Source organism: Trichocoleus sp. DQ-A3 (assembly GCF_039961975.1).
Taxonomy (GTDB): Bacteria; Cyanobacteriota; Cyanobacteriia; order Cyanobacteriales; family FACHB-T130; genus FACHB-T130.
On record NZ_JAMPKC010000001.1, the window covers coordinates 155,483 to 176,899 of the forward strand.

17 protein-coding genes are annotated in these 21,417 nt (G+C 45.8%); 12 read left to right on the plus strand and 5 right to left on the minus strand.

Going from position 1 to position 21,417, the window contains the following annotated elements; all coding sequences use genetic code 11:
- The first annotated feature begins 76 nt into the window (after positions 1 to 76).
- Entirely contained in the window at positions 77 to 1,240 is a 1,164-nt protein-coding gene (gene hemH, locus NDI44_RS00670; RefSeq protein WP_190410139.1) for a ferrochelatase, read from the plus strand.
- 83 nt (positions 1,241 to 1,323) lie between these two features.
- Here the strand turns inward: hemH and NDI44_RS00675 are convergent, their stop codons facing one another.
- On the minus strand, positions 1,324 to 1,902 hold the full coding sequence (locus tag NDI44_RS00675) for a DUF4126 domain-containing protein (RefSeq protein ID WP_190410108.1): 579 nt from the start codon (positions 1,900 to 1,902) through the stop codon (positions 1,324 to 1,326).
- Between the two features lie 660 nt (positions 1,903 to 2,562).
- Here NDI44_RS00675 and NDI44_RS00680 point away from each other — a divergent pair.
- The 5 genes from NDI44_RS00680 (at position 2,563) to NDI44_RS00700 (ending at position 7,785) form a co-directional block, all read left to right on the plus strand.
- Complete coding sequence (locus tag NDI44_RS00680; RefSeq protein WP_190410109.1) at positions 2,563 to 3,861, plus strand: Glu/Leu/Phe/Val dehydrogenase; 1,299 nt, start codon at positions 2,563 to 2,565, stop codon at positions 3,859 to 3,861.
- Between the two features lie 272 nt (positions 3,862 to 4,133).
- Entirely contained in the window at positions 4,134 to 5,141 is a 1,008-nt protein-coding gene (locus tag NDI44_RS00685; protein ID WP_190410110.1) for an ATP-binding cassette domain-containing protein, read from the plus strand.
- Entirely contained in the window at positions 5,138 to 5,929 is a 792-nt protein-coding gene (locus NDI44_RS00690; protein WP_190410111.1) for an ABC-2 family transporter protein, read from the plus strand. The genes NDI44_RS00685 and NDI44_RS00690 overlap by 4 nt, the downstream gene beginning before the upstream one ends.
- Positions 5,930 to 6,022: 93 nt before the next feature.
- Entirely contained in the window at positions 6,023 to 6,805 is a 783-nt protein-coding gene (locus NDI44_RS00695) for an ABC transporter permease (RefSeq protein ID WP_190410112.1), read from the plus strand.
- A 110-nt stretch (positions 6,806 to 6,915) separates the two neighbouring features.
- Positions 6,916 to 7,785 (plus strand): aldo/keto reductase, encoded by an 870-nt coding sequence (locus NDI44_RS00700; protein ID WP_190410113.1) that lies wholly within the window; start codon positions 6,916 to 6,918, stop codon positions 7,783 to 7,785.
- Positions 7,786 to 7,970: 185 nt separating this feature from the next.
- Here the strand turns inward: NDI44_RS00700 and NDI44_RS00705 are convergent, their stop codons facing one another.
- Positions 7,971 to 8,726, minus strand: a complete 756-nt coding sequence (locus NDI44_RS00705) for a ferritin-like domain-containing protein (protein WP_190410114.1) — start codon at positions 8,724 to 8,726, stop codon at positions 7,971 to 7,973.
- Between the two features lie 337 nt (positions 8,727 to 9,063).
- Here NDI44_RS00705 and NDI44_RS00710 point away from each other — a divergent pair, with 337 nt between their 5' ends.
- The 4 genes from NDI44_RS00710 to NDI44_RS00725 all read left to right on the plus strand — a co-directional run bounded on the left by NDI44_RS00710 (position 9,064) and on the right by NDI44_RS00725 (position 13,386).
- Positions 9,064 to 9,774, plus strand: a complete 711-nt coding sequence (locus tag NDI44_RS00710) for a DUF2259 domain-containing protein (protein WP_190410115.1) — start codon at positions 9,064 to 9,066, stop codon at positions 9,772 to 9,774.
- 32 nt (positions 9,775 to 9,806) lie between these two features.
- Positions 9,807 to 11,402, plus strand: a complete 1,596-nt coding sequence (locus NDI44_RS00715; protein WP_190410116.1) for a gamma-glutamyltransferase family protein — start codon at positions 9,807 to 9,809, stop codon at positions 11,400 to 11,402.
- 123 nt (positions 11,403 to 11,525) lie between these two features.
- Entirely contained in the window at positions 11,526 to 12,221 is a 696-nt protein-coding gene (locus tag NDI44_RS00720) for a fasciclin domain-containing protein (RefSeq protein ID WP_190410117.1), read from the plus strand.
- A gap of 448 nt (positions 12,222 to 12,669) precedes the next feature.
- On the plus strand, positions 12,670 to 13,386 hold the full coding sequence (locus NDI44_RS00725) for a heme oxygenase (biliverdin-producing) (RefSeq protein WP_190410118.1): 717 nt from the start codon (positions 12,670 to 12,672) through the stop codon (positions 13,384 to 13,386).
- A 142-nt stretch (positions 13,387 to 13,528) separates the two neighbouring features.
- Here the strand turns inward: NDI44_RS00725 and NDI44_RS00730 are convergent, their stop codons facing one another.
- Positions 13,529 to 13,990 (minus strand): DUF4332 domain-containing protein, encoded by a 462-nt coding sequence (locus tag NDI44_RS00730; protein ID WP_190410119.1) that lies wholly within the window; start codon positions 13,988 to 13,990, stop codon positions 13,529 to 13,531.
- Between the two features lie 312 nt (positions 13,991 to 14,302).
- On the opposite strand from NDI44_RS00730, the gene NDI44_RS00735 reads away from it, so the two are divergent.
- The gene (locus tag NDI44_RS00735; RefSeq protein ID WP_190410120.1) at positions 14,303 to 14,722 is read left to right on the plus strand and encodes a DUF2267 domain-containing protein; all 420 of its coding nucleotides are present in this window, start codon (positions 14,303 to 14,305) and stop codon (positions 14,720 to 14,722) included.
- Between the two features lie 583 nt (positions 14,723 to 15,305).
- Here the strand turns inward: NDI44_RS00735 and NDI44_RS00740 are convergent.
- Positions 15,306 to 18,512 carry a DUF4157 domain-containing protein gene (locus NDI44_RS00740; RefSeq protein ID WP_199304678.1) on the minus strand — a complete coding sequence of 1,069 codons (3,207 nt, stop codon included), beginning with the start codon at positions 18,510 to 18,512 and terminating at the stop codon, positions 15,306 to 15,308.
- Between the two features lie 771 nt (positions 18,513 to 19,283).
- Here NDI44_RS00740 and cobW point away from each other — a divergent pair.
- The gene (gene cobW, locus NDI44_RS00745; RefSeq protein WP_190410121.1) at positions 19,284 to 20,333 is read left to right on the plus strand and encodes a cobalamin biosynthesis protein CobW; all 1,050 of its coding nucleotides are present in this window, start codon (positions 19,284 to 19,286) and stop codon (positions 20,331 to 20,333) included.
- A 303-nt stretch (positions 20,334 to 20,636) separates the two neighbouring features.
- On the opposite strand, the gene NDI44_RS00750 is transcribed toward cobW, so the two are convergent.
- A complete protein-coding gene (locus NDI44_RS00750; protein WP_190410141.1) occupies positions 20,637 to 20,999 on the minus strand; it encodes a Mo-dependent nitrogenase C-terminal domain-containing protein in 363 nt (120 codons plus the stop codon).
- Positions 21,000 to 21,417: the final 418 nt, after the last annotated feature.

Sequence of the window (21,417 nt, forward strand, 5' to 3'; positions counted from 1 at the left end):
GCAGACCCGAACCTTTAAAAGAATATTATTGTTAAAATCAGTAACGAAAATGAAAGATTTGGAAACTGTAACCGCTATGGGTCGTGTAGGAGTTTTGCTACTAAATCTGGGTGGGCCGGATGATTTAGAGGATGTTGGGCCTTTTCTGTTTAATCTGTTTTCCGACCCAGAGATTATTCGCATACCCTTTTCTGGGCTACAGAAACCCTTAGCGTGGCTGATTTCCACCTTAAGAACCAAAAAATCGCAAGAAAACTATCGGGAAATCGGGGGCGGCTCCCCACTGCGGCGGATTACAGAAGCCCAAGCAGAAGCGCTTCAGGCAAAATTGCAGCAACAAGGACAAGAAGCGAATATTTACATTGGGATGCGTTACTGGTATCCCTTTACAGAAGAAGCGATCGCTCGCATCAAACGCGACGCCATAGAACACCTGGTAATTCTCCCCCTCTATCCCCAGTTTTCCATTAGCACTAGCGGTTCCAGCTTCCGCCTTTTAGAAAGACTGTGGCAGGAAGACCCAGCACTGAGCCGAATCGAATACACCGTCATTCCCTCCTGGTATCACCAACCCAGCTACCTGCAAGCAATGGCTGAGTTGATTACCCAAGAACTCAACCAATTTCCCAATCCCGACCAAGTTCATCTCTTTTTTAGCGCCCACGGTGTTCCTGTCAGCTACGTTGAAGAAGCCGGAGATCCCTATCAAAGAGAAATTGAGGACTGCACCGCTCTAATTATGCAGACCCTCAATCGACCCAATTCCCACACCTTGGCTTATCAAAGTCGAGTCGGGCCAGTCGAGTGGCTTAAACCCTATACCGAAGACGCCCTAAAAGAACTGGGAGCCAAGGGAGTCGAACACTTGTTAGTTGTACCGATTAGCTTCGTCTCCGAGCATATTGAAACCTTACAAGAAATTGACATCGAGTACCGCGAACTGGCAGAAGAATCTGGCATCCACGACTTCCGCCGCGTGCCAGCATTAGATACTCATCCCCGCTTTATTGAAGCAATGGCGACTTTGGTGATTGATGCTCTCGACGCCCCCAGCTTGAAGCTATCCCAAGTCACACAGCTCAAAAAGAAAGTCAAAATGTATCCCCAAGAGCGCTGGGAGTGGGGCATGACCACAGCAGCAGAAGTCTGGAACGGACGGCTGGCAATGCTTGGCTTTCTTGCCTTAGTAATCGAGTTAATTAGCGGTCGCGGCCCTCTACACTTTGTCGGACTAATGTAAAAACTAAAAATAAAACAAAAAAGTAAAAAAGCCAAACTAAAAACAAACAATCCTTTCTTTTGCCTTTTTACTTTTGCTTTCCTTTAGTCGGGTTGCTGATAGTGTCCCCTAGAGCGTTTTTGTCCTCGATACCAGCGATACCATTCCTTAGAGCTGCGAATAGCCAGCCACAACAAAAGTAAGGCGATGAGTCCTCCATGCTTGGGCGCATCGAAGGCGAAGACCACCAAGACAACGCACAGAACATCTTGCAAAAAGACGACCCACAGCGGTAGACGCCGCAAGCGGTAGAACCAGCCGACCTGAACTAGCTGGAGGACGAACGCTAATAAGCTGCCCACCACAGCAACTATCCAGAGAAGGCCAGTGGAAGCGCCAGCAATTTGGGCAACGGCAACGCCCATAATCGCTCCGACAATTGGGCTGAAAAGTAGCTGGATCAGTTGTAGTACGCGCTGACCCAACAGCTTTTTCGAGGCGAACAGCTCAAATAACGACCAGCTGGTTAGCACTCCTAAAACGACAGGAGGAGGAAAGCGCGACAGTAGGGGCACGCTTGACCAGAGATTGGTACTATGCAATAGACCAATTACCAGCAAGGGAAGAGCTACTCTCATTCCTGCCGCCGCAGATGCAGAGAGTGCGGCTAAGATTTCAATCATAAGAATTCAGCCGACACAAGAACTGATTGCTTGACATCAGGGCAGACGAGAATTATTTCCTCTGTTTACAGTTTCACACTGCTTTAGAGAGCTTGCCACTAATTTCCAAGATATTTCATAAACAGCGATCGCGCTGATGGGTCATCCCCCCTCATCCGCTGTCCCAAACTCCACTTAAACCGGAATTGTGTCGCTTATTCTTAAAATGTTACATATAATACAGTTTTTTTTGTGTTTTAATGTTGATAGGGAAAGTTAAGCGTCTTCCAAGAAAGAAAATTAATTGCAATACGTGCGACGCGCACACTTATTAAGTCGGTAAAAATAAACCAAAAATCCTCACTTTGCTGAGAAACTCGACAATGAGCAACTCGCAAAGTTACCGATTGAAAAATCGGTTTAGAGGGGGTTCGGTTTTTGCCTACTTAATTAAGAACCCTAGCCAAAGCAATCGTTTTCTATTGCGAGAATCTACTGAAGCAGGTGGTGTAATTAAACATTACTTGTAGGGTTTGTAATGGGTAATTGGTTATGCTTCATACCAGTTAACTTTTTACTTTCAGTCCTCAAGAGTTATCTTAATTTGCACCGTTCTACTTTTCTTAAATTGAAATTTGTATTTGCATACCAGCTTGATCGTGCAACAGGAGGAATCGTGGGATGTCAGACTCATTATTTGCTGATGCTAGCCAAAGATTAGAACAAGCCCTAAAATTTGTTTCTATTTCCGACGATGCAGCCGAACACTTAAAATATCCAAAAGCCAGCTTAGCCGTTTCAATTCCTGTCCGGATGGATAACGGCACTTTGAGGATTTTTCAGGGCTATCGTGTCCGTTACGATGATACCAGAGGCCCAACTAAAGGAGGGGTACGCTATCACCCCAATGTTTCAATGGATGAAGTGCAATCCTTAGCCTTTTGGATGACTTTTAAGTGTGCGGTGTTAAATTTACCGTTTGGCGGAGCGAAAGGGGGAATTACGCTGAATCCCAAAGAACTCTCGAAGATGGAGTTAGAAAGGCTGAGTCGAGGATATGTCGATGCGATCGCAGACTTTATTGGCCCTGACGTGGATATTCCAGCACCCGACGTATACACCAATCCCATGATTATGGGTTGGATGATGGATCAATACAGTATTATCCGCCGTCAAATTACTCCAGCCGTTGTCACCGGCAAACCGTTAACGATGGGGGGTAGTTTAGGTAGAGATACTGCTACTGCTATGGGTGCTTTCTTTGTGATTGAAAGCATCATGAGCAAAGTTGACCGACTCCCTCAAGAGACAACCGTAGCCGTTCAGGGATTTGGGAATGCTGGTGCAGAGATAGCAGAATTACTCTACAAAGCTGGATATAAAGTTGTTGCGGTTAGCGATTCCCAAGGTGGTGTCTATTCCAAAAAAGGTTTAGATATTCCCAGTATTCGGCAATATAAAGTCTCCAGCAGAGGTATTAAAGCCCTCTACTGCCAAGACACCGTTTGCCACATGGATGAACACGAAGTCATCAGCAATGAGGAACTTTTAGCTTTAGATGTGGATGTCTTGATTCCCGCCGCCTTAGAAAATCAAATTAATGAGGCGAATGTCAAGGATATCAAAGCAAAGTATATCTTTGAAGTTGCTAACGGCCCGGTTAGTTCAGCCGCTGACAGAATTTTGGAAGAACGGGGAATTTACGTCTTTCCCGATATTTTAGTTAATGCGGGCGGCGTTACAGTCAGCTACTTTGAATGGGTACAAAATCGCAGCGGACTTTATTGGACGCTCAAAGAAGTCAATCAACGCTTAATGGAAAAAATGGTCGAAGAAACTGAGAAAATTTGGGCAATTTCTCAGGAACTAGCCATTCCAATGCGAACAGCAGCTTACGTCCATGCTTTAAATCGGTTGGGAGAAGCTATCAACGCCAAGGGTACGCGAGACTATTATCTCAACGGTCGAGTTTATGCATAGTCCGTAAGTTAACGAGAGGCGGCGCTATCTAGGGCAGGGGATACCTCTGCCCTATTTCGTTGATATCATCCATCTGAAACCCCCAGCCATCGGCAAACTGCCCATTGCAGTTTATGGCGTAGATAGACAAAAACGTAAATACCTTGAGATTGGAAAAGCTCGGTCTGGAATCGAGAGTAATCTAGGATACCTGTTTAAGTCTTGCCATTGGATAGGGACATCCAGCCGCTTTTTAGAGGATCAAGTTAAATTTATAGAAAAAGCTAATTGCAATGCCTATTGTCTCGGCTGAGAAACTGAGCAAAGTCTACCCAGTGGCGGTCAAAGAACCCGGACTTAAGGGGACATTACAGCACTTTCTGCGCCGCACCTACCGCGAGGTAAAGGCGGTTCAAGATGTCTCCTTCGAGATTGAACCGGGGGAAGTAGTGGGGTTTTTAGGTGCCAATGGCGCGGGAAAAACGACGACTCTGAAGATGCTCACGGGGTTAATCCATCCCTCCGCAGGGAATGTAAGAGTGGCGGGACAGGTTCCTTTCCAGCGTCAGGCGTCTTTTTTGAAACAAATTACGCTGGTGATGGGGCAAAAGCAGCAGTTGCTCTGGGACTTGCCAGCGATGGACTCGCTGAGGATAAACGCCGCTGTTTATAACATCTCCGACAAAGAGTTTCGGCGCATGGTGGGGGAACTAACGGAGATGCTTTCACTGCAAGGCAAGCTGAATCAGCCGGTGCGGAAACTTTCTCTAGGGGAACGAATGAAGGCTGAGTTGCTAGCCGCTCTCCTCCACCAGCCCAAGGTACTGTTTTTGGATGAGCCGACGCTGGGGCTGGATATCAATGCTCAGGTGGGGGTGCGGGAATTTTTGCGGGAGTACAATCAGCTCTATGGAGCGACGATTCTCTTAACCAGCCACTACATGGCAGATATCACGGCTTTGTGTCAGCGGGTGCTACTGATTCATCAAGGTCAGCTAATTTATGATGGTAGTTTGGATGGACTCCTAGACCGCTTTGCCCCCTACCGCGAGGTGAAAGTAGAGTTGGCGCATCCGCTACCGAAAAATGATGTAGAAAGGGGAAGTTTGGCATCTTTAAAGTCTTATGGTGAAATCAAAGCGGTAGAAGGTCAAGTGGTGCGGTTGCTGGTGCGGCGGGAGGCACTGACGCGCACAGTCGCTAAAATTTTGGCGGAAATGGATGTATTGGATTTGGCGGTGACTGACCCGCCGATTGAAGAAGTAATCGGTCAGGTGTTTCGTGCAGGAGTCGTTGTATGAGTTCAGCAATTAGAACCGCCAAAACTTTGCTGATAGCTTATTACGCTCATATGCTGGAGTATCGGGCAGAACTATTTTTGTGGGCGCTATCGGGTTCTGTGCCCTTCATCTTGATGGGGATTTGGATGGAAGCAGCATCGCAAGGTGGACAATTTGGACTGTCGCCGGTAGATTTTGCCCGTTATTTCATTGCAGCCTTTCTGGTTAGGCAGTTTACGGTTGTTTGGGTGATTTGGGAATTTGAGAAGCAGGTGGTACAAGGGACGTTGTCTTCTCGACTGCTGCAACCCTTAGACCCGGTGTGGCATCATGTCGCTTCCCATCTTTCCGAACGCCTTGCCCGTTTACCGTTCATTGTGGGGTTGATAATCTTGTTTTTCACGCTCTACCCGAAGGCTCTTTGGTTGCCGAGTGTGGGGACAATTTTATTATTTTTCGGGGTGTTAGCGATCGCCTTCACTCTCCGCTTTCTCATCCAATACACGTTTGCTCTGTTCGCTTTTTGGACGGAACGCGCTAGCGCCATCGAACAATTCTGGTTTCTGCTGTATCTGTTTCTTTCTGGCGTTGTGGCACCCCTAGAAGTTTTTCCGCCAGCGGTGCGTGAGGTGGTGCTGTGGACGCCGTTTCCCTATCTGGTGCATTTCCCGGCGGCCTTGTTGGTAGGGTTGCCAGTGGATTTAGGGCGGGGTTTGTTGGCAATGTTCGGTTGGTGTTTGCTGTTTTTTGTCTGGAATCGTTGGATGTGGCGGCGGGGACTGAAACAATATTCGGGGATGGGGGCGTAGGAAGAAAGAGGGGAAGAGCGCGATCGCTCTCGCAGTCTTGCTAGGACTAAATCGCGTTACTTTCAAATTGGCACACCTTGCAACCTTGAGAAGATGCAACGATATCTACGGGTACTAAAGCTATTTTGGAGTACAGCGATCGCTGCTGAACTTGAATACCGGGTTAATTTTGTTCTCGCAGCACTCAGTAGTTTGGGAAACCTAGCCGGTAGTATGTTTGGGTTGTCCTTGTTTTACCGCAATGGTTACACCTTTGAAGGGTGGAAATGGGAGGAAGCTTTGGTTGTGCTAGGAGTTTTTACGATCCTGCAAGGCTTTTCTAATAGCTTTTTGGTGCCTAATTTAAACCGGATTGTCGATCAGGTTCAGCAAGGGACATTAGACTTTGTGCTGCTGAAGCCAATCAGCAGCCAATTTTGGCTTTCTACCCGCGCCTTTTCTCCTTGGGGACTGCCAGATTTAGTCTTTGGAGGGGTGCTGATTGGCTATGCTGGGGCGCGGTTGGGTTTGAGAATCAGCGACTATTTCTTAAGTACGATACCGCTACTATTCGGTTTCGCAATTCTGTACAGCCTGTGGTTTATGCTGGGGGCGACTAGCATCTGGTTTGTGAAAATCTACAACGTCACTGAGGTACTCAGAGGCTTTTTAGAAGCTGGGCGATACCCAATGGTTGCTTATCCCGCTGCTTACCGTTTTTTCTTTACTTTCATAGTGCCAGTAGCGTTTTTAACGACTATCCCAGCGGAGGCGATGCTGGGGCGCGTCGAGGTGGGTTGGATAGTGAGTGCGGGAATCCTGGCGTTGGCGCTATTATTCGCTTCGCGGGTTTTCTGGCGGTTTGCACTGCGATTTTATACGAGTGCGTCGAGTTAGAATTGCCGGAATTTGCGATCGCTTGTTGAGAACTAACCGTCAGACAGACGATTTCCATCCGGCAATCTTCAATCAATTGAAGGGGTAGAAGACGAAAGCAAAATTAAACAATGGAAACGAAAGAACTCGGACATACAGGTGTCAAAATCAGCGCGATCGCTCTGGGCGGAATGCCGATGTCTTTAAGTAGCAGACCCCCAGAATCAGAATCGATCAAAGTCATCCATCGCGCCCTCGATTTGGGCGTGACGCTGATTGATACCGCTGATTCCTACTGCAAAGATGAATCAGATAAGCACCACAACGAAGGCTTAATTAGTAAAGCGCTTTCCTCTTATTCAGGTAATAAGAGTAATGTTCTGGTTGCAACTAAGGGGGGACTGATGCGCCCCAATGGTAGCTGGACGCGCAACGGCAACCCCAAGCATCTGCGGGAGACAATTCGGATCAGCTTTGAGACTTTGGGGGGAAAGCCGATAGATATTTGGCAATACCACGCACCCGATACAGATTACACGATTGAAGAGTCGCTCAAACCAGCCAAAGAAGCTGTAGAACAAGGGATGATCCGGTTTGTCGGCGTCTCTAACTTTTCAGTAGAGCAAATTAAACGCGCCCGTGATGTGGTTGAGATTGTCTCTGTACAAAATCAGTACAATCCTTGGAATCGTCAGCCGGAAGAGGACGGAGTGCTGGAGTATTGCGAAAAGGAACAACTAACGTTTTTACCTTGGAGTCCGTTGGGTGGTAGCCGTCGCGTGGGCAAACTGGAAGATATTGATGCGATCGCTCAACTTGCCCAAGAAAAAGGCGTTTCTGTCTACAATATTGTCCTAGCATGGCTGCGGGCAAAATCTCCAGCCATTGTGCCTATTCCCGGCGCAAGTAAAGTTTCTAGCATTGAAGACTCTGTGCGTGCTGTCGATGTCAAGCTGTCAGATCGAGAAGTTGACCAAATCGACCGCGCTACAGCATCCTGATGATTGTAGGGGCTTACGCATTCCAGCGAAAAAACGCTTGCTGTAACAATAGTTGCTCCGAAGGCTTCGCCCTTCCCACGGCTAGATTGAGGGCGAAGTCTTCGGGTTCAAAAATCAGGGTGTGTAACAGAAGTGTTCGCCTAAATGCGAAAGCCCTACAGGAAATCAGAGAACGAGAAAATAGGTTAAGCTACCGCTAGTTCTGCTTCCTCAGACATTTCTGTGGGAACGCCATCCTGAACCAGAGAAGGCATCTGTCCGCTTTTCTGCATCAGATTTGTCACCATTGCCAACAAAGCATTCACCTTGCGAGTCCGCCACGCATCCACCATCTCTTCTACTGCTGCATCTGGGAGGCGACGCTTTAGCGCTTCTAAAAGATAAGCGGCGTGTCCGGTTTCGTCGTGGGCGATACTGAGGAGTCCCTTTTTCAAGCTAGCGCTGTTCGGTTCATCCTCTGGTAACACATTAGCCATGCGAACGAAGTCTTTGCTGGCATCCAGTTCTAGGATATACGTGCTAGCCATGAACACCACCCAGTCAATATTCTGCGGTTTCAAGCTTTCTTGGGAGTATCCTTCAAAGTAAGCTTCAAAAAAGGGACTGCGGCGGCGTTCATCCGGCTTACCCTCTGGCTTGGCTTCAGCGGCTTTCTTGAAGTCAATGACTTGCTTATTCAGCCGCTTCAGCGCTTGGGCAAAAATTTGACCGTGACGCTTTTCATCAGAGGCGTGGCGGGCAAGTTTTTCAGCTAGCCACGTATCGCCTTCAGCAGCGGCGCGATCGCTCAAGGCTTGCAGAAATGGAACTGAACCAGATTCTGCCAGTTGGAACCCGGCGAGGACGTTTGGGCGCGTTAAAGGATCGCGGATTTGGCGGGCACCAATGTAAGCCCCAGCACCCGATCCGGCTAAGTGCAACAGGTAGGTAAAAAAGTTCATGCTGAAATTTTCTTGAGTGTTTAGAGCTAACGGATGATATTCTATCGCTGTTTTTTTAAATAGGGGGTTAGAGAGGATGCTTTTGTTGTTGCCAATGTGGGGTTTGCTTGCTGACTCTAAACTCCTAGCTTTATTAAGCAAAAATACTAAAAAGCATCCCTCCCAGGAAATATCTATTACAGTTGACTCTAAGGAATTTTATGGTGCAGAAGCTTCTAGGCTGAGCGGGTAACAGTTTAGCAGGAACTGAGTGTTTCGCTAATTTAAAAGAAATTGTCAATCCTCAAGTAAAAATTTAAAATCAAATAATCTCTGCATTCAAAAGAATAAGATTGCCATGAAAAGTTTACCCGTAATTTCACTGAGTTTTGTCGTGGTTGCGACGATTTTCATATCTTCAGACGCACTCGCGGAAATTTTCAAAACAAGTCGTAGACTATCAGGTTTCTCAACTGATAGTCGTCACTATATTTATCTAGAAAGTTATCGAAACCCGATTACGGAAACGCCTAAAGCACAATTGCAAATCGTAAATGCACCTACAAATTCTTGCGTTGAATATGGCTGTATAGAAACAGAAAATACTCAGGAATCTTCAAGCCCAACGACTCAAGCCGCTGAAACAGAATTACTTAAAAAAACTTCGGTAATTCGGTACAAATTAAAATTAAATCGTCCAGCAGCAGGAAGAAGACTGCCTGCTCTTTCTCGCGTCACCAACCCAGATGGAAGTGAAGTTTATACCTTTTTAGTGAAGAATAAGAAAGACCCTCTACAGGTATTAATGCGGCAAAAATATATCCCATCAGTTGCGTATGGAGGAAATGCGGATACAGATCGTGCTGCCCTACAACTTGAGATTATTTACAACAATCGGAGACGTACCCTGAGCAGCCTGAATACATACCGCGATAATACGATGAAATATGCGCTCAGAGAAGTGCGCTTAGCCCCAAATGGACGCAGTGCGGTTATTCTAATGAATACGATCGAACCGGCTGAACAGGGGGCGGTACAGACGACTTTGGTACAGAGTTTCCCGCTTTAATCCAGCTATAAATTGCCCGGTTTAAAAATACAATGCCGCCAGAAAATTTAACCGATTATCCCTACTTTAGTGCCCGACGAGTGGTGATGGGGCAGCGAGGTGCTGTGGCAACTAGCCAACCTCTGGCGGCTTTGGCTGGGATGGAAATGCTGATGGCTGGGGGAAATGCGGTGGATGCCGCGATCGCGATGGCGATCGCGCTGACTGTCGTAGAACCCACCTCCAACGGCATCGGTGCAGACGCTTTCGCTTTAGTTTGGGATGGGCAATTGCACGGCTTGAATGCTTCGGGGAAAAGTCCTCAGCATCTCAATCTAGACGCTTTTACCGGGATGCAGCAATTCCCGGATCTGGGTTGGCTGACTGTCACCGTACCGGGCGCGGTGTCGGGATGGCAAAAATTATGGAAGCGTTGGGGAAAGCTACCGTTTGAGCAGCTATTTGTCCCGGCGATTCGATACGCTGAAGAAGGTTTCCCGGTGTCACCGGAGACGGCACGGGCGTGGAAGCGAGCCGAGGCAATCTATTTGCCGCTGATTTCGCCGGAGTTTCAGCCGTTTAAAGAAGTATTTTTTCCAGAAAATCGGGCACCCGCCGCCGGGGAAATTTGGCGGAGTCAGGTTCATGCCAAAACCCTAAGAGCGATCGCCCAAACGGAAGGGGAAAGTTTTTATCGAGGGGAAATTGCCGAAAAAATCGCTAACTTTGCCGCTAAAACCGGCGGTATTTTGACAGCATCTGACTTAGCAACCCACTCCTGTGACTGGGTGCAGCCGATTTTCACTAACTACCGAGGCATTACCGTCTGGGAAATTCCTCCCAATACTCAAGGCATCGCGACGCTAATGGCTTTGAATATTCTCGAAGGTTATCCCCTACCCGATTACCCCCGGGAATCCGTTTCTAGCTACCATCTGCAAATTGAGGCGATGAAGCTGGCTTTTGCCGATTTACATCAATATATTGGCGATCCTCGGTTTATGGAGGTGCCTGTAGAACATCTCCTAAACAAAGCTTATGCTGACGAACGACGCTGTTTGATTGGAAAAGAAGCTGCGATCGCTCAGCCTGGTTTACCCAAGGGAGGCACCGTCTATCTAGCGGCGGCTGACGGCGAACTGATGGTATCTTTTATCCAATCTAACTACAGTGGTTTTGGCAGCGGCATTCTGGTTCCCGATACGGGCATCGCTCTGCAAAACCGGGCATCGGGATTCACCCTAACTCCGGGACACCCAAATCAAGTGGGAGCCGCGAAACGCCCTTTTCACACGATTATTCCCGGCTTTCTTACCCAAGACAATCAACCTTTGGGGCCATTTGGCGTCATGGGGGCACCCATGCAACCGCAGGGACATCTGCAAGTCGTTGTCAACCTCCTAGACTATGGGATGAACCCCCAAACAGCGCTGGATGCACCGAGATGGCGGTTTGTCGCTGGCAAGACAGTGCTTTTAGAACAGATAGTGCCTCGAAATATCGCTTTAGCTCTGGCCGAACGCGGTCATGATATCCAAATTAGTGCCGAGCCGGGAATGTTTGGCAGAGGTCAGATCATCTTGCGGCAAGGCGGGGTACTGGTTGCCGCCTCCGAACCCCGCGCCGATGGGCTGGCATTAGCCTGGTAACACCTTTCCTTAGAGAGACGCGATCGCATCTCTAAATACCTCCATAGGCTGAGAAGCTCTTGACCAATTTATTATTAACTTTTGTGAATAGCTCTGTAATTTATCTTTACCAAAAGGCCATTCATGAAAAGTTTAGGAAAACTGTTGTTCAGCGTCATCGGTGTTGGTAGCCTGGTCGTTCTCTCTGCTTGCGGCGGTCAGCCTGGTGCAAACACAGCGAACCAAGCTCCGGCGGGCGATTCGACCGCAACAACCGAATCACCAGTTGCTGAAGCTCCTGCAACTACTACCTCACCCAGTGCTGAAGTTTCTCCTACTGCCTCCCCTGGTGCGGAAGCCAATGGTGCGGCAACCGAAGACAAAAACCTGGGAGAACTGGCACAAACAGCAGCCAGCAATGGTTCCTTCACCACTCTCACCAAAGCAGTGCAAGCAGCAGGCTTGACTGACCAATTAACTGGAGACAAGCCATACACGGTATTTGCACCGACTGATGCCGCTTTTGCCGCCTTACCAGCCGGTACTGTGGACAAACTCCTGCAACCAGCAAACAAACAAACCCTAGTCAAGCTTCTGAGCTACCATGTGGTGCCAGGTAAAATTTCTTCCACCGAACTAAAATCCGGCGAAGTGAAAACCGTTGAAGGTACCCCCGTTACCGTTAAGGTTGATAGTGCCAGCAGCGAAATCACCATAAACAACGCCAAGGTGATCCAGCCGAATATTCCAGCCAGCAACGGCGTCATCCACGTTGTTGACAAAGTAATTCTGCCTCCGGATATTCAAGCAAGTCTTGGTTCTAGTCAGACAGCACAGTAGGACTTGACACTCCCCTAACTGAAGCGGATTTTTCTAGATATCTATCAAAGCCTTGTTTCAATACAGATGTATCTACCTTAATTCCATCGTTTCAAGCTTTGGCATTCAAGCTTTTAAATGTGGGTGACGATGAGGCATCGATTAGCCTTTCAGGGCGGGGAAACCCGCCCTTTTTAGTGGGTTGATTTCCCTAATCTCCAGAAAATGAGAAATTATAAAATGTTTACGGAGAGCCTAGCGGCTGCTTTGTAGCGACGTTTTAGCCCGATCTAGAATTCCAAATCGTCGCTGCCTTGCTTCCCCGCGACTTAGCCTCAAGAGCTGCCGATGTTCAAAATTCTTAATGAAAATTCTCAGCAAATCAGTCTAATCTAACGTTTTAGCGGTTTTCAAGCCGTGGAAAAGATCGGTACGCTCCTCCGTAGACTTTAGGGATAAGAAATTTAGCATGAGCAGCAATTTAGCAACCAAATTGCGTGAGGGAACCAAAAAATCCCACACAATGGCGGAAAACGTTGGTTTTGTCAAGTGCTTTTTAAAAGGCGTTGTTGAGAAGAACTCTTACCGGAATTTGGTAAAGAACCTCTACTTCGTCTATTCCGCAATGGAAGAAGAGATGGAAGGGCACCGGCAACACCCCATTCTGTCTAAGATTTATTTTCCCCAGCTAAACCGGAAAAAGAGCCTAGAACAAGACCTCGCTTACTACTACGGCACCAACTGGCGCGAACAAATCTCTGCCTCGCCTGCTGCTGAAGAATACATCCAGCGCATCCGCGAAGTCTCGACTTCAGCCCCAGAAATGTTAGTTGCCCATTCCTATACCCGCTACCTTGGCGACTTGTCCGGCGGTCAAATCCTTAAAGGCATTGCTCAACGGGCGATGAATCTCACGGATGGGCAAGGGACTGCTTTCTACGAATTTCAAGAAATTGAAGATGAAAAGGCGTTCAAGGCAACCTATCGCCAAGCCATGAACGATCTGCCCATTGATGACGCCACAGCCGACAAGATTGTGGATGAAGCCAATGATGCTTTTGCCATGAATATGAAGCTGTTCCAAGAATTAAATGGCAACTTGATCAAGGCAATTGGTCAGATGCTGTTCAACACGCTGACACGCAAACGCACTCGTGGCAGCACGGATCTTGCAACTGCCGAATAATAAGTTGACGCTCCCTCAAGACTCTTAGACTACAACACACGATTTTCTACAATCCTGGAGGCTGGGTGATGGTGAAGCCATTGTCATCAAGCTTTCAGGATTGTCAGCTTTTATAGGTCATCGCGGTGATAGGAAATGTCTCTTAGACGCGACTGCAAGAAGGCGATCGCGTAGCTGCACGCGCTTGGTCGATCCATTGTGCGATCGCGCCCCGCGTGGGACAGAGATCCCGGCGTTGTAGAGTGGCGACTTGGAGCCGCAAAATTTGTTGATATATCCTTTCAACGGGCGTTTGCGCGAGTTGGGCGCAAGAAGCAATTCCGGCATGAAGCAACAGCCCACAATATTCGCAACCTACACCCGGAAGGCGAGCCAAGTCCGCCAAAGCCACCCATTTATTGATGTGTTGAATATGAATCTGTAACTGGGCAGCTAAGGCTTGCCTTTGCACTGGGCTACTGGCTTGCTGGAGTAGTTGCAAAGTGGTTTTTATGCCACAGTCTCTTAATCCAGCTTGATTTTCAGCACTTAATCCAGGCAGTTGCTCGATTCGCCAGTTGCTAGGAATGAAGCGATTTTGAGGCGAGGAATGAACGGGTTTCATTTTCTGAATTTCAAGTGTATGGACTTTTGAGAAATCTACAAAATTGCAGCGGTTGTATCAGCGCTTCCACACACCGAGAAAGTCACATCCCGCTTGGGAGGTAATATTTTCTACTCTACCAAATGGCTAATAATACAGCAACTAACGATTTAATTAGCTAAAAATTTAGCTAAAAAGCTATGTAAAATTATTTACTTCTTCAGAGAGACGTAAGAATTAAATTACTTTTCTAAATTAACTAGAGCTTTGAGTGTCCCATTCTGAGAGCGCTCATTGAATCAAGTTTGATAATTTTAGGGTTTGCAGAAAATTATGGCATCACACCACGCATTTTTAGAGAAAGTCAAGACAAAAGGAAACTTAAAGGATCTGGATGAAGCAAAAAATGCGGCTGAAGTAGTCTTCCGCACCATGCGCGATGTAATGTCTAATGAAGCGGTGGAGCGAGTCGAGGAAGAACTGGACAAGTCAGCAACTGATGAAGTGGAAGATTTGTGGGAAGACACCAATCCAATTGTCAGTTTCTTAAGCAAAATAAGACCCCAGCTAAAAATCAAGCCGGAGAACTTTTTAGTTCGCCTGAGACAAGAGGGTAATTTACCCGAAAGAGACGCAGAAACAATTATTAAAGCTGTATTTTCTGCAACCAAAGAGGAGCTATCTTCAGAACGAATTCAGGAAGTTGCTAGCTATCTCCCAGGTGAAATTCAGGAGATGTGGCAACAAGCTTAATCAACTAGGTCGGCACAAAACAACCTAAGTAATGAAACGGTTCATAGTTCATCGGGGGATAGAAAATTACTTGCGAACTATGAACCAAGAACCACGAGCGTGAGTTACGTTTATCTTCACCTAGTGACTTATAACTTATCCGAAAAGTCCTTGGGCGAGCTGAATATCTGCGTTCATCTGTAGTTTATAGCGGTTCTCGCTACTAGATCAACTGAGCAGCAGAGTCAAGAACTGGAGCGATCGCATCCTCTCCTGCTTTCTCAACAAAGTAAACGCGATCCCATTTCGTAAAATACATTGAGACGCACCCTAAAAAATCACCGCTCGCACTATGCTATTGCTTAAATTGTTGTTCTGTGGAGGTGAGCGCTCGCAATATTTTCTGGAATGATGATGTGGAGTGAAGGCGATTAATCTTTTTTGGAGGAGTAGAGGAGTTGAGGCAAGGTCTTTTCTTGTCAAGAACACGGTTCATATTCTCAGAGTACCCAACTCCCTGGAGTTTAGACTAATGCCACAGTAGTGCTTTTTCAGGAAAATTGTCGCCTAAATTCCCTACATATAGCGTGGTTTTTGATTGAGTCTAAAATTCAGAACTCCGCTCAGCTACTTTTTTATATGACTCAATGACATTTTTCAAATTAGCAATACCCTCCTCGAAAACATTAGTTTTTCCAAAAACTTTGGCGTATTCTTTATGTTCCAGTACATTATTCACTATCTTTTCTATCTGCTCTATTAACTTATTCAAGGCATATATATCAGCTTCTAATTTTGCCGTTACTTCTAAGAGAATCTTACCAAAAGCTTTCAGTTTTTCAAGAGGAACTGAATCTATAGCATCAATACTGTTTACGATTGTGTCGAGGTATTTGTTGAGGAAATTGGTTCTCCTTTCGAGAGTAAATTCATTATTTATAATAAGTTGCTTAAAGCGGGCTACCTGCACGGGATACATCGCCTTACTTCTAATCCTTTCATGATTAATGACTGAAATTTCCTTTTCTGCCTCATTTAACAACTTGTCTGATACATTAGAGCCGTTAGTTGCCATAGGTGTAGCGATTTGTTCCCGAACCTTGCCTTTAATGCGTCTTGCTTTCCAGTTCTTGAGCTGACTAAATCTATGATTGCTACCTTCGATTTGCTCTGTATCTTTAATTTCTTGCGCTGATTTCAAAAGCTCATCTACCTCAATCTTTTCTAACGATTCAAATTTACTAGGTAGTTCATTAATTAGCTTTTGTAGAACCTTCAAATTTTTAGCTTGTTGCTGTTCTCGAACAATTTGTTGCCGTTCTTGAACAATTTTTTGGCGCTCTGGTCGAAGTTGGGTCGAGCGTTTCTTGATAGCTTCTATAAACTCTGGATTGTCCATGATACTTGGAGCATCGCCCTGTTTTTCACGTTCCTTCTTTAGCTCCTCCTGACGCTCTTTGTCACGTTCTCCCAAAATTTCGTGGACATTAATATAGTTTGTAAAAAGATCTGGTCGGTTTGTAGGGGAGTCAACACCTAAAATATTGTATAGCTGACTAGGTGCAACTTTTTCGTCTGAATCCTGTCTTGTTTGTTGCCTTATTTTTGACTTATATTTATCTTTTGTTGCTTGGCTGCTTTCAGGATCGAGAACCTCATCTACTTTATCTCTAGCATTGTATAAGTCAAATACTTCTCGGAGGGAGATTCCACCATATTGCTCTGCTTCCCTAATTAGAAACTGAATATCTTCTAAGTTACGTAAAGCTTTTGCTTCATCAAATACCTGTTGCTTTTGCTTATCTTTTGGTTTATTGTCAGATTTATCTTTGTACGTAGCTGCCTTAAGTACTTTTTTTAAGTGTTCCCCATCCATTTCCAAAATGCGTTTTTTAGTATCCTCAGTAAGAAGTTTATTGGCGTTAGGTAATCCAACGGGAAATGAGCTTGAATATACTCCAGTATTATTCCTATCTACTTTTCCTATCCCATAATCATCATTATCAATTTTTTGTAAATTACCCTGATTAAACATATATTGAGTATAAGAACCATCTTGATACTGAAACAGCATATCGAGGATGACTACATCCTGAATTTGCTGCTCATCTACATCCAGCTCCTGAGTTTTCTCGCTTGTAAATTTTTCATAAGCTTCAGATGCTTTTTGATTAAATCCAAATTCTTTTTTGAGTTGATTTTGTTTTTCCTCTGAAATATTGGCTATAGATTTCCCTGTCTTCTCTTTTACAAAATTTTCAAAAGCTGTATTTATTTCTTGAAAATCGGGAAAGCTTTCTGCTATTTCACGCATCTTTTTGCTGCCATCTTTTCCTGGTGCTAGATTAGAAAGGACATTATTCTGTTTGTTCTGTCTATTATTATCTATCTGGCTCTCTTGCGGCATTGATGTAGAAAGCGGCATATGCGTAAATCCCAACTCATGAGCAACTAAAGGGATATATATAGCTCGCTTACGTTCGGCTTTTCGTTCATCATAATCTCTTTCACCAAGGTTTTCTTTCTTAATTACATGAGTGGCAGGATCGCTATCTGAACTTCCTGATTTTTTATAGGGAACCACTGTCCCAAAAGTCCCTTTACCTACGGGCCAAATACTTGCTTGTTTGAGGATATCTTTCCCAGTTAATTGTTCAAGTTCTTGATATGCTTTAAGCGTTTCTGGATTTTGTAGAGTTTTTAGAAACTCATTCGTTCCTTCTGTTCGTCCCAGATTAGTCAAGGTTATGTCTTGTTCGGAATCGCTAGGTTGTTTTGCTCTTTTCTGCTTCCTGTTATAAGGCGTTAAACCTTCTGGTCTCGGATTTTTCTTCACCCATTCTGCTGCTTCTTCCTTCCCCTTTCCTTGCTCCACACGCTGAATTTTGGCATTTTGCGTATTCTGCTGCACCACATGAGTCAACTCATGAGCAAGCAACTCCTGCCCTCCCCGACTCCCCGGATCGTATGCCCCCTGGCGAAAGAAGACATCCTGCCCCGTTGTAAATGCCTTCGCCTGAATGGATTGATTCATCTGGTCAGACTGAGCATCTGTATGAACCTTGACGCCACTGAAGTCAGCCCCAAATGCCTGTTCCATCGGTTCTCGGATATTGTCCGAGAGTGATTGTCCCCCACCTTTAGCCTGTTGAATAGATGATTCTAAGTCAGGCGTAGCCGCCATTGGTTCACTATCTGATTTACGCTGCATCTGAAGTTCTTCATCTTCGGGCATTTCCTCGCGCTGGAGAGTGCTAGATGCGGGTTTCATCTGAAGTTCTTCATCTTCATTTTCAGGCATCTCCTCACGCTGGAGAGTACCGGATGCGGGTTTCATCTGAAGTTCTTCCTCTTCGGGCATCTCCTCGCGCTGGAGAGTACCGGATGCGGGTTTCATCTGAAGTTCTTCCTCTTCAGGCATCTCCTCGCGCTGGAGAGTTTCACCTTGAGATGATTGCTTGGAAACTGGTGCGTTAATCTGATTTACGACTCGCTGTGCCGTTTGGTCAGCTTCCTGCTCATATTGATCTCCGGGCTGACCAATGGTAAGCTTCGCTTGAATCGGTTCTAGCTCCTCTTTGCCCGACTCTTCCTGACGCTGGACTACTCCTGCCCCTGACAGACTCCGCATCAAGTTATTATTAGTCGCCCAATTAGCGGGTAGTGGAGTGTAACTTGGTAGTTCCTGCTCTTGTGGCGACGCAGAAACTGGTTTAGCTTGCACTGGCATCGCAGGGGTAGTCCAGCGAGAATCTTTTTTATGGATGTGAGAATTCCCAGAGGAGCGTTTGGAGACTCGTTCGTAAGCCATAAATTATTGACCTCTACGTGCCAGTGTCAGGAATTTTTTCAATAATATCTTTAGATAAATGGATTGAGTATTCATGTGCATGAATATTAATATTTTCTCATCAAAACAAGTAAAAATAATGACCTCAATATCTTTCTTTGAACTAAAAAAATAAGTAGCTATGTATACAAATTTTCAATATTTTTTCGTGTAAACAAGTAAAAATCATTGGCTTGAATGACGCTTCTGTACCAGCGGTGCAGGAGAAGTGGTGATGATGAAACATAGGCGGCAAGCGGCTAAAAGCGAGTATTTGGAATTGGAGCGATCGCTTACTGATGCTGAGAGAAAAAGCTGGAGCTAATATAGAGCCACCTGTATTCGCCATCAACTATCTTTAAGGCTGTGAAGGGCTATCCATTCACCTTGCACCGGCTGATGGCGATAACTGTATCTTCTTTGTTGTTAATAGACCCACGTTGCCAAAAGAACAAGCAGATTGCCTGTCAAGGTAGTACGAAAAACGTCTCTTATTTTTGAAATAGCTGCTATAGAAGGGGTTCAAGCATTTAGTTTTTATATCTATCTAATGATGAGATTCTGCTGGGGAAAGACATCCACAATTTAGCTGCGATCGCCCTAGAGCGATCTCGCCATCCACCTAAATTTCAGCTTTCAGCCTAGAATAGTCAATCGTGTATACAAGGCACTTGTAAAGAAACAGAGATACACCCTTGCTGCCTTGGTACTGAATGATTAATTCAAAACTCAAAACTCAACACTTTTCAAACAATGGCTACCAAAATTCCCGTCACTGTTATCACCGGATTTTTAGGGAGTGGTAAAACAACTCTGATTCGCCACCTGCTACAGAACAATCAAGGACGCCGCATCGCTGTTTTAGTCAACGAATTTGGCGAATTGGGGATTGATGGCGAATTGCTGCGTTCTTGTGGCTACTGTCCAGAAGAAGAAGCCGACAGCACTAGCAATATTGTTGAATTAACCAATGGTTGCTTGTGCTGTACGGTTCAGGAAGAATTTTTGCCGACGATGCTAGAACTGCTGAAGCGCAGAGATAGTCTCGACTGCATTTTAGTTGAGACATCGGGATTGGCGTTACCAAAACCGCTGGTGAAGGCATTTCGCTGGCCCGAAATTCGCAATGCAGCGACGGTAGATGCTGTCATTACCGTCGTGGATTGCGAAGCGGTGGCGGCGGGAACCTTCGCCAGCGATCCCGAAGCGGTGGACGCACAGCGCCAGGAAGATCCCAATCTGGAACACGAAACGCCATTGCAAGAACTTTTTGAAGATCAGCTGGCGTGTGCCGATTTGGTGGTGTTGAATAAAACCGATCTGGTGAATGCTACGCAGCAAGCTGAGGTCGTGAAGTTGATTGAACGAGAACTGTCTCGTGCTGTCAAGATGGTCCCGAGCGATCGCGGAAAATTAGAGCCGGAGGTTCTCCTGGGCTTCCAGAGTGCCGTAGAAGACAACTTAGATAATCGTCCCAGTCATCACGACACTGAAGAAGACCACGATCACGACGAAGAAATTACCTCAACTCAGGTGATTTTAAACCGTACTTTCGATCCCCAGAAGTTGCAAAAACAGTTGGAAGCGTTGGTGCAACAACAGGAAATTTATCGAATCAAGGGATTTGTGGCAGTTCCCAACAAAGCGATGCGGCTGGTATTACAAGGAGTGGGAACGCGATTCGATCAATTTTATGACCGTCCCTGGCAACCAGAGGAAACCAGGCAAACTCAGTTAGTCTTTATTGGTCAGAAGCTCAATCCCGATGAAATTGAGTCGCAGTTGGCAGCGTTACCTGGCTAAAATCTTTCATCTTGCAAGTGCAAGGCATCCTGGCGGGAGTTACTCAAGTCGCCTTTGGCCTTTTGCACTAGCCTTCCATCTTCCGGCGTTACAGTGACATCCTCTTCTAAAAACTAGCAAGTTTCCGGATCGTCGTAGGTTTAGGAAAATTCGGAAACTTCTTTCATCCAAATGGGTCTAGCGGAGACGCCCAACTGGGTGAGATGCGATTGACTGGGCTGATGCTGAACCTTTACCTTTACTGTCATCTGGCGCTCGCCAGAAAGTGTATGCTTGCCTTAGCACAATTTGCTCTAGTTTTCTCTAGATGTAGGACTGGATATCCACACCACATTGATCGACTAGATAACAAAGCGCCCGAAAACGCAATCCTACCAGTTGGTCATAAAACGGATTCAGTTTGCACAACGGAGGAATATGTCCTACTTTGTGACCAAATAGCTTGATATCACGCTCAAAGGGGCACTGTGCCGGAATCGCCTTTGCGAGAAGCTCAGCCATCTGACGGTCAGAAATCGCAATTCCGTCCAGCCATTGACGGAGTGGGCGCAGGATATCGAATTGCTGCTTTTTAGGCGAGCGAACGACTTTAGCTGCTTGTACGCTTTCTGCTGAAGCGAGTGCAATACTTTCTAGGGTATTCGGCTGTTTGTCTGTGCAGATCATACTCATTAGGTTCACCCTTGTGTTTTCCAATTGCTTGAGTATTTGCTCATCCCTATATCCAAGATACAAACCCTAAAGAAATGTTTCATAAAACTACGAACAAATTCTATCAGGATTTTTAAAGATTTGATGAAATAATCACCAATTAAACAAATGCCACGTCAAAATACCTAAGCTAGGCTTGCTTAGAGACTAAATTAAGTTTATTTCTCGACTGGTTGAAATCATGAAATGCCAGCTCAAGCCAATTTTAGAAGAACAGAATTAGATAAGTTAAACAAATGTTCCGATAATTCTGCTCTTGGAGATTTACAGAGTTAGCTTGGCTGTACTGCATTCATTAATTACATTAAAACTAAGTATTCAGTCAAAGCGGAAGTACCCAACGAGGTAATTTTTTTGAGTGCAATTTGTTCAT

Excerpts from the sequence above, each read along its gene's own strand:
- NDI44_RS00720 (WP_190410117.1), top strand. The coding sequence starts at position 11,526 with ATGAAAAGTTTAGGAAAACTGTTGTTCAGCGTCATCGGTGTTGGTAGC.
- NDI44_RS00690 (WP_190410111.1), top strand. The coding sequence starts at position 5,138 with ATGAGTTCAGCAATTAGAACCGCCAAAACTTTGCTGATAGCTTATTAC.
- NDI44_RS00675 (WP_190410108.1), bottom strand. The coding sequence starts at position 1,902 with ATGATTGAAATCTTAGCCGCACTCTCTGCATCTGCGGCGGCAGGAATG.
- NDI44_RS00705 (WP_190410114.1), bottom strand. The coding sequence starts at position 8,726 with ATGAACTTTTTTACCTACCTGTTGCACTTAGCCGGATCGGGTGCTGGG.
- NDI44_RS00700 (WP_190410113.1), top strand. The coding sequence starts at position 6,916 with ATGGAAACGAAAGAACTCGGACATACAGGTGTCAAAATCAGCGCGATC.
- NDI44_RS00680 (WP_190410109.1), top strand. The coding sequence starts at position 2,563 with ATGTCAGACTCATTATTTGCTGATGCTAGCCAAAGATTAGAACAAGCC.
- NDI44_RS00730 (WP_190410119.1), bottom strand. The coding sequence starts at position 13,990 with ATGAAACCCGTTCATTCCTCGCCTCAAAATCGCTTCATTCCTAGCAAC.
- NDI44_RS00715 (WP_190410116.1), top strand. The coding sequence starts at position 9,807 with ATGCCGCCAGAAAATTTAACCGATTATCCCTACTTTAGTGCCCGACGA.
- NDI44_RS00740 (WP_199304678.1), bottom strand. The coding sequence starts at position 18,512 with ATGGCTTACGAACGAGTCTCCAAACGCTCCTCTGGGAATTCTCACATC.
- NDI44_RS00725 (WP_190410118.1), top strand. The coding sequence starts at position 12,670 with ATGAGCAGCAATTTAGCAACCAAATTGCGTGAGGGAACCAAAAAATCC.
- NDI44_RS00695 (WP_190410112.1), top strand. The coding sequence starts at position 6,023 with ATGCAACGATATCTACGGGTACTAAAGCTATTTTGGAGTACAGCGATC.
- NDI44_RS00685 (WP_190410110.1), top strand. The coding sequence starts at position 4,134 with ATGCCTATTGTCTCGGCTGAGAAACTGAGCAAAGTCTACCCAGTGGCG.
- NDI44_RS00750 (WP_190410141.1), bottom strand. The coding sequence starts at position 20,999 with ATGATCTGCACAGACAAACAGCCGAATACCCTAGAAAGTATTGCACTC.
- NDI44_RS00735 (WP_190410120.1), top strand. The coding sequence starts at position 14,303 with ATGGCATCACACCACGCATTTTTAGAGAAAGTCAAGACAAAAGGAAAC.
- NDI44_RS00710 (WP_190410115.1), top strand. The coding sequence starts at position 9,064 with ATGAAAAGTTTACCCGTAATTTCACTGAGTTTTGTCGTGGTTGCGACG.
- hemH (WP_190410139.1), top strand. The coding sequence starts at position 77 with ATGGGTCGTGTAGGAGTTTTGCTACTAAATCTGGGTGGGCCGGATGAT.
- cobW (WP_190410121.1), top strand. The coding sequence starts at position 19,284 with ATGGCTACCAAAATTCCCGTCACTGTTATCACCGGATTTTTAGGGAGT.